Source organism: Sphingobacterium sp. UT-1RO-CII-1 (assembly GCF_026711005.1).
Taxonomy (GTDB): Bacteria; Bacteroidota; Bacteroidia; order Sphingobacteriales; family Sphingobacteriaceae; genus Sphingobacterium.
Genome location: NZ_JAPPVJ010000015.1, coordinates 1 through 9,499, shown reverse-complemented (window position 1 = coordinate 9,499; position 9,499 = coordinate 1). Strand labels below are relative to the sequence as shown.

Here is a 9,499-nt window from a genome sequence, read left to right as displayed (position 1 = left end):
ATCGGTAAAGGTGAACAATGGCAATGCTGCTTTCGTAATCGTCAGCTTAGCAGTCTGCGAACCACCTTCATAATTGTTGCCACCATCAATAACAGCTGTAACTGTATATTCGCCTGCTTCCGTCTGCTTGTTATTCTCGTAGCTTATCTTTGCTCCTACTGGCAATGCACCTGCAATAACTAAAGATTTAACAGTACCGTCGTAAGTAAAACTAGCATCAGCAAAAGTAACCCCGGCTATAGAAGCTTTCGTAATCGTCAGCTTAGCGGTCTGCGAACCATCTTCATAGTTGTTACCGCCATCAATGGTAGCCGTAACCGTATATTCTCCCGCTTCGGTCTGATCGTTATTGGTATAACTGCTTACTGTAGCTCCTGCTGCCAAGCCAGTAGCTTTCAGAGATTTTGCCGTACCGTCGTAAACGAAGTTAGCATCGGCAAAAACGAACAATGGCAATACCGCTTTAGTAATCGTCAGCTTAGCAGTCTGCGAACCATCTTCATAGTTGTTACCGCCATCAATAACAGCTGTAACTGTATATTCTCCCGCTTCGGTCTGATCGTTATTGGTATAACTGCTTACTGTAGCTCCTGCTGCAAAGCCAGTAGCTTTCAGAGATTTTGCCATGCCATCATAAACAAAGCTTGCATCCGCAAAAGTAAAGGTCGGCAGTACCGCTTTCGTAATCGTCAGCTTAGCAGTCTGCGAACCATTTTCATAGTTCCTACCACCATCAATAATAGCTTTAACCACATATTCACCTACTTCCGTCTGTCCATTATTTGCATAACTACTAACTGTAGTACCAGCAGGTAGACCAGTAGCTATCAAAGATTTTACCGTACCGTCATAAGTAAAACTTGTGTCATCGAAGCTGATACCTGTAAGCATAGCTTTAGCAATAGCAAAATCAGCTCCCGTAAAGTCTATAGCGTAATTAGCACCCCCACTTAAATCGCCCTGCCCAATCGGATAATCACCTACATTCTCGCCTACTGTTCTGCTCAATGCACCACTTAAAATGCTGTTATCATCCGTACCTTGATAACCAGAAACCGTATAAATCAGCACCGGGTCACCTTCGCCGTATACTTTACCCTGTCCGCTCGCAGCAGTTACCGTCAGCGTAGCTTTAGCAATAGCAAAATCAGCTCCCGTAAAGTCTATATCGTAATTAGCACCCCCACTTAAATCGCCCTGCCCAATCGGATAATCACCTACATCCTCACCTACTGTTCTGCTCAATGCACCACTTAAAATGCTATTATCATCCGTACCTTGATAACCAGAAACCGTATAAGTAAACACCGGGTCACCTTCGCCGTATACTTTACCCTGTCCGCTCGCAGCAGTTACCGTCAGCGTAGCTTTAGCAATAGCAAAATCAGCACCTGCAAAATCTATAGCGTAATTAGCACCCGCGCTGAATGTGCCTTGTCCAATCGGATAAACACCTACATCCTCACCTACTGTTCTGCTCAATGCACCACTTAAAATGCTGTTATCATCCGTACCTTGATAACCAGAAACAGTATAAGTCAATACCGGATCGGTATCACCATATACTTTGCCCTGTCCGCTGTTAGCAGTTACCGTCAGCGTAGCTTGAGTTATAGCAAAATCAGCTCCCGTAAAGTCTATATCGTAATTAGTACCCCCACTTAAATCGCCCTGCCCAATCGGATAAACACCGACATCCTCGCCTACTGTTCTGCTCAATGCACCACTTAAAATACTGTTATCATCCGTACCTTGATAACCAGAAACAGTATAAGTCAATACCGGATCGGTATCACCATATACTTTGCCCTGTCCGCTCGCAGCAGTTACCGTCAGCGTAGCTGCCTCAATCTTCAGCGTGGCCGTCAATTCTTTGTCCGGTCCACAACCAGAAAGTGTAGCCGTAATGGTATAAGTTCCGACATTTACCGCTTCCGTAACCACAGCACCCAATGCGTCCTTGATTTTGTACGAAGGAGTAACACCCTGGGGAAGATTCGTTGCTATTATCATATGTGTGGAGCCATTATAAGCGACATCTAGATCTTCAAACACCACATTGTCGTAATTGATCTGCTCGCCCTGAAACTCATAAGCTCCAATATCAATGACACCTCCCGTAGCAAAATCATATACTCTTGGATTACCTGCCAGATCTTTCGTATCAGCACTCAATCCTGCATAATGGCTGTTGCTACCTGCATTCACTGCCGGAGAGCAGGCTTGCAAACTATAATCCCCAGCTGCTGCATCCATAAACAGGTTGGTGTACGCCACAGTGCCGTCCAAGTTATTGTTCCGTATATCGCCTGGATCTACACTAATCGTCGCATCGATATCCTGTACCAAACTATATTGGATATCTTTCGAGATGCTACCCGCATTTGTACTTAAAGTACTGTTACTATTATCTGTCGTGCTTTTTGCATTGCCATACACCAAGCTGTTATATACTGTAAACTTATTAGCCGCACTACCACCAAAAAACACATAAGAAGGCCCCTTATTTCCTGCCAAGCTACTGTTGTATAACTTGATTTCATTAGAAGAAGAGGCAGAAAAAATCCCACCGCCATCACCACTACTCCTATTATTGTACACCGAAGAATTACTTAACGTAACCGAAGCAGAAGAAGAAGAAAAAGAAAAAATCCCACCGCCAGTAACACCAGTTCTATTATTATAGACCGAAGAATTACTTAACGTAACCGAAAAAGAAGAAGAAGAAAAAGAAGAAATCCCTCCGCCAGAACCACTACTGTTATTATTATAGATCGAAGAATTACTTAACGTAACCGAAGAAGAAGAAGAAGAATAAATCCCACCGCCATCACGACTACTGCTATTATTGTAGACCGAAGAGTTACTTAACGTAACCGAAGAAGAAGAAGAAAAAGAAAAAATCCCACCGCCATGTGTTCTAAAAGTATTTCTTCCATTAACTAAAATAGGAGAAATAGAACCATTTGCATTTCCCCCTTTGACGCCAAATCCATCCAGCTTTACTGCTACACTCTCCGTATCACTGGCTGCCACGATCACATGGTAGACATTCTCCTCATTACCGGTTATCCCCGCAGCACCCTGACCAGGAGTGGTACCAACAGCATCATCCCCGTTCAAATCCCCACTCAGGATGGTACCATCGGCGTTAGTCCCATCTTTACCAGGCAGGATACGCTCAGTCAGTGCTGTTTTACCGTTTGCTGGGTCAAAGCCACCGTATAGCTCCACATCTTTCACCATCAAGAAGGTACGGTCACGGGCATATTGTACATCTGCACTGAAGTTCTTCCCATCTTCGGGAGTATACATAGGCTTGTACGTGCCTTTGGCAACGTAAATCTTTAAAGGAGTAGCCGCTGACCAAAGCCCACTTGTTTTATTCGCACTCGCCCATTTCAGCGCATTCGCCAGTTCGGGTATAGCGTTTGCCCAACTATCGCCCGAGCCGTTTCCTCCATTGACATGCTTGTTGACATAAAGGATTTTGTTAGCGTCGGGGATAAAGCACAACACACCTTGATTGCTCTGGTTCTCATAAGCTCCAATATCAATTTTGCAACCTGAAAGCCTTGGATTGCCCGCCAAATCCAGATCATTGTCCAAATCGCCGTCATATAATGCATTACTTCCTGCATCTATTGCCGGGCTGTTATTTGCTAGAGCATAGTCCCCAGCAGCTGCATCCATAAACAGGTTGGTGTACGCCACTGTACCGTCCAAGTTATTGTTCCGTATATCTTCAAAAGCGGTGCTTCTGCTAGCATCGATATCCTGTACTAAACTATATCGGATATCTTTCGGGATACCACCCTCATTTGTACTTAAAGTACTGTTGCTATTATCTGTTGTGCTTTTTGCATTGCCATATATCAAGCTGTTACGTACCGTAAACTTTTTAGTCCCACCATCAAAATATACATAAGAAGCCCCCTTATTTCCCACCAAGGTACTGTTGTGTAACTTGACTTCATTAGAAGAATCAGAATAAGAGTAAGAAGAAATCCCACCGCCATTAGTACCACTGCTATTATTATAGACCGAAGAACTACTTAAAGAAACCGAAGAAGAAGAAAAAGAAGAAGAACAAATCCCACCGCCAGCATCAATACTGCTATTATTATAGACCGCAGAACTACTTAGCGTAACCGAAGAAGAAGAATTGGAAGAAGAATAAATCCCACCTCCAGCTTCACTACTGCTATTATTGTAGACTGAAGAACTACTTAACGTAACCGAAGAAGAAGGAGAAGAAGAAGCAGAATAAATCCCACCGCCACTACCAATACTGCTATTATGATAGACCGAAGAACTACTTAACGTAACCGAAGAAGAAGGAGAAGAAGAATAAATCCCACCGCCATAACCAGTACCACTACGACTACTATTATTATAGACCGAAGAATTACTTAACGTAACAGAAGAAAAAGAAGATAAAGGAGATAAAGGAGAAGAACTAGAATAAATCCCACCTCCATAATTAAGACTGCTATTATTATAGACCGAAGAATTATTTAACGTAACCGAAGAAGAAGAAGTTCTATAAAAAGAAGAAGAAAAAACCCCACCGCCTGAATCCCTATAAACAGCCTGTCCCTTTATTCTAATGCGAGAAGTAGCATCTGCATTTCCCCCTGTGATGCCAAATCCATCCAGCTTTACTGCTACACTCTCCGTATTACTGGCTGCCAAGACAACATGGTAAGCATTCTCCGCATTACCGGTTATCGGCGCAGCTCCCTGACCAGGAGTAGTACCAACAGCATCATCCCCGTTCAAGTCACCACTCAGGATGGTACCATCGGCGTTAGTCCCATCTTTACCCGGCAGGATACGGTCAGTCAGTGCTGTTTTACCGTTAGCCGGGTCAAAGCCACCGTATAGCTCCACATCTTTCACCATCAAAAAGGTACGGTCACGGGCATATTGTGCATCTGCACTGAAATCCTTCCCATCTTGGGGGGTATACATAGGCTTGTATGTACCTTTGGCAACGTAAATCTTTAAAGGATCCGCTTCTGACCAAAGCCCATTTCCTTTATTCGCGTTCGCCCATTTCAGCGCATCCGCCAGTTCAGGGATAGCGTTTGCCCAACTATCGCCCGAGCCGTTTCCTCCATTGACATGCTTATTGACATAAAGGATTTTGTTAGCGTCGGGGATAAAGCACAACACACCTTGATTGTTCTGGTTCTCATAAGCTCCTATATCAATTTTGCAACCTGAAAGCCTTGGATTGCCCGCCAAATCCAGATCATTGCCCAAATCGCTGTCATATAATGCATTACTTCCTGCATCTATCGCCGGGCTGTTATTTGCTAGAGCATAGTCCCCAGCAGCTGCATCCATAAACAGGTTGCTGTACGCCACAGTGCCGTCCAAGTTATTGTTCCGTATATCGCCTGGATCTGCACTAATCGTCACATCGATATCCTGTACCAAACTATATTGGATATCTTTCGAGATGTTACCCGCATTTGCACTTAAATTACTGTTGCTATTATCTGTCGTACTTTTTGCATTGCCATACACCAAGCTGTTACGTACCGTAAACTTTTTAGTCCCACCACCGTGAAAATATACATAAGAAGTTCCCGTATTTCCCGCCAAGGTACTGTTGTTTAACTTGACTTCATTAGAAGAAGAATTAGAAGAAGAATAAGAATAAATCCCACTGCCAGCATCACTACTCCTATTATTGTAGACCGAAGAATTACTTAACGTAACCGAAGAAGAAGAAATCCCACCGCCATTACCGCTACTGCTATTATTGTAGACCGAAGAATTACTTAAACTAACAAAAGAAGAAGGAGAATAAGAATAAATCCCACCGCCATCACCCCTACTGCTATTATTGTAGACCGAAGAATTACTTAGCGTAACCGTAGAAAAAGAAGAATAAGAATAAATTCCACCGCCATTACCACTACTGCTATTATTGTAGACCGAAGAATTACTTAACGTAACCGAAGAAGAACGAGAATAAGAATAAATCCCACCGCCACTACTACTACTACTACTACTACTACTACTAATATTATTATAGACCGAAGAATTACTTAACGTAACCGAAGAAGAAGAAGAAGAAGAAGAAGAATAAGAATAAATCCCACCGCCATCACCACTACTGCTATTATTATAGACCGAAGAATTACTTAATGTAACCGAAGAAGAATAAGAACAAATCCCACCGCCAACCATTTTATTAGCACCTCTTCCGGTAACTAAAATGAAAAAATAATCATGATTTGCGTTTCCCCCTGTGATGCCAAATCCATCCAGCTTTACTGCTACACTCTCCGTACCACTGACTGCCAAGACCACATGGTAAGCATTATCTTGCCTTGTCGCATGATCTTTTAACTCGGTTAGTGGTATATTAACAGCATCATCGCCGTTCAAATCCCCACTTAAGATGGTGCCATCGGCGTTAGTCCCATCTTTGCCAGGCAGGATACGATCAGTCAGTGCTGTTTTACCGTTAGCCGGGTCAAAGCCACCGTACAGCTCCACATCTTTCACCATCAAGAAGGTACGGTCACGGGCATATTGTGCATCCGCACTGAAGTTCTTTCCATCTTGGGGCGTATACATAGGCTTGTAGGTACCTTTGGCAACGTATATCTTTAAAGGAACCGCCGCTGACCAAAGCCCACTTGTTTTATTCGCATTCGCCCATTTCAGCGCATGCGCCAGTTCAGGTATAGCATTAGCCCAACTATCGCCCGAGCCATTGCTACCTATTACATTTTTATTGACGTAAATAATCCTTTGGGCATCCGGCTGCACTGTCTGGGCAATTCCCTCCGCACAAAAGGTCAACAACAGCATGATAATAGAGAGGTAATGGCTAACACGATTCATAGTTAATATTTTTGATGTTTGGAATCCTCATGCATTCACAAAAGAATAATAAAGATCTAAACTATCGAAAAAGGCCATATCAACTATATTTTGGGGTGGGACAAATATGGGACAAATACAAAAAACACACCTAAACCTCTGATCACGAACCTCATTAAAAACACAACAGAATAGCTTTGCTGATAAATATATTTTATTTCGCTTTAGAATTTTGTTTGGTTATCTTTACCCTGATTTGGACAAACCAATAGCAGTTAACAAGAAAACATTGCTGATGACCGTCTATCTTAGACTATTTTTTTTACTGACGATTTTCTGTCTCAGCACCAACACATATGCTCTAGATAGCCTCGCTATACATGTACATACGGTACTTCAACAGATTTCCGAAACCGAAAAAACGCAACTAGCACAACGACTGGAGGCCGTCCAAAAAACACAATCTATTAAAAACCCTAAAGCATTATCCGCCGTTTATCACAGCCTACTGGCAGAATCCTATGCCCGGATAAAGGACTATAAAACCCCTGTAAGTGAATGGTTATTTGCCCATGCGCTATCCGATATCCAAAAAACCAACAACACCGGGCTCCTAATCTGGGTAAATACCCTCTATGGCTATTACTATTATACGTACAACGATTACATCCATGCTCTCCCCTATTTTTTAGAGAGCTCCCGCCGTATCGATTCCTATCCTATCGCACAGCTTCCTGAACCAAACCAAGTCTTGATAAAAAACGCTTATTTTTTTGGCACAATCGATGATAACCAAAAATCATTAGACCTCTTACAGGCCGCGCTAAAAGTTACCCCCTCAGCACCTACCGAAACCGGACAGATCCTATACGCTATAGGATTGCTTTACATGAAGCAAGAGAAATGGCAAGAAGCCGAGAGTTACTTCAACCGTACCCTGACTTCCTCACAGGCGAATGCAGATCAGCTACGCTATGCCAAGACACTTGGCGAACTGGCTATTCTTTATGACCGCCGCGGCGAGACCGCCAAAGCTATTTCAGCTCAGCTGGAAAACATAGCCATCTCCCACAACAACAACGACCCGCGCAATATCATGTATGCGCAGATACAGCTGGGACGGCTCTATCTGCAACATCGAGTGCTAGACAGTGCCCAACACTATCTCGCTGAATCTCTTGCTTATGCAGAAACCAAAGACTATCTAAAATCCTATGAAAAAAACATAATCGAACTGCAATTAAACATCGCCCAGGCGAAGGATGATGCCGTGCGGGAGCTGTCACTCCGAAGACGCCTCGAACAGATCAATCGGCACCTATCGGTCACCGACGGACAGTCTATTGTCGATCAAGTAAACTGGGAAACACAAAAAGAGCGCATCCGTTGGCAACTGGAAGCCGAACAAAATAAATTAAAACGGGCGTCACTACTCAAATGGGCCTGGGGCGCAGTCAGTCTGTTATTAGCACTGATCATCATACTCCTGCTTATTACCCACAAAAAACGACTGAAACTGCAACAGGTAGAATCTGAGAGAAAACTGTTATCTTTCCAGATGGAGAAAATCGAATCAGAAGCGATGCTGTCCAATACGCATAATACATTGGCATCCTATCAGGTATACCTCACCGACAAGAACCAACAGATAGCGCGCCTAGAAAATGAAATCACCAAATTAAAGAGCAGTAGCAGCCTACAGTCGCAAAAGCAGCGATTCTCTTTTGAGAACCTCTTAAAATCTCACCTACTGACAGACGATAATTGGTTTGAGTTTAAAAAAGCTTTTATCACAGAGAATGCGGATGCTTACCAGATCATTATCCATTCGCTTCCCGATATTACGGAATCTAATTTGCGTATCATCCTGCTGCTCAAGATGGGATTGGACAATCATCAGATAGCACATATGCTTGGGGTTACGACTGATGCCGTGCGTAAATCCAAACAGCGCATGCGAAAAAAATATGGCGAACAATTCGATCTGGTTTTTAATTTAGAAACTGTCGAAGACTAAGCATCATCATCGCATCTTGCTTTTATTATGCTAGTTTCTATCTTCCTCCTCATAACTATCTTCCTCCTCATAAAAAACTAAAATTCTGAACTCCGTAATTAAAACTTGCTGTTTTAGTCAATTATACACAACATCTATACAAAACATCTAAATTGAGCAAAGTTTCACTACCCTGAATATAGAAGCAAAACTAGAGTCTTCTCTTCTGCGTTTTGCCCCAGCTTATAGACAGCCCCAGTTCATGTGTGCTGTTGCTAATGAAACGGTTCAGGTTGCTGTTCTTCAAGTTCTGCTGATAGCTATATGCAAAGCGGATATTTTTTAAATTAAACTCCGCATGCCCCATCAGGTCGCCACGCTGCCGGTACCCGCCACCGATACCAAACTTAGAGGTAAAGAAAATCATAGCCGATGCATCAAACTGTAAACCCGTCACCTCACGGTAGCTACTCAATAAACTTGGGCGCAGATAAATATTCTCATCCAAGTCAAAGATAGCAGCACCCGAGACATAAAACGTATTGTCACGGCCAAACTGACGCACATAGTCCGAATCGTTCGAGCCGAAGATAGCCCGTGGCATAGCAAAACCAACATAATAACGATCAGGTCGCACCAACGAAGCCGAAAGGCCGT

Annotated in this window: 3 protein-coding genes; 1 reads left to right on the top strand and 2 read right to left on the bottom strand. The window is 43.2% G+C overall.

The annotated features are described in order from the left end of the window. Positions 1-6,867 (bottom strand): MBG domain-containing protein (locus ORI89_RS18945; RefSeq protein ID WP_268232096.1); only part of this gene is annotated, 6,867 nt, incomplete at its 3' end. 235 nt (positions 6,868-7,102) lie between these two features. Here ORI89_RS18945 and ORI89_RS18940 point away from each other — a divergent pair. Next, positions 7,103-8,863 (top strand): tetratricopeptide repeat protein, encoded by a 1,761-nt coding sequence (locus ORI89_RS18940; protein WP_268232095.1) that lies wholly within the window; start codon positions 7,103-7,105, stop codon positions 8,861-8,863. 190 nt (positions 8,864-9,053) lie between these two features. Here ORI89_RS18940 and ORI89_RS18935 read toward each other — a convergent pair. Then, positions 9,054-9,499, bottom strand: a 446-nt coding sequence (locus tag ORI89_RS18935; protein ID WP_268232094.1) for a type IX secretion system membrane protein PorP/SprF, incomplete at its 5' end; no start/stop codon positions are given.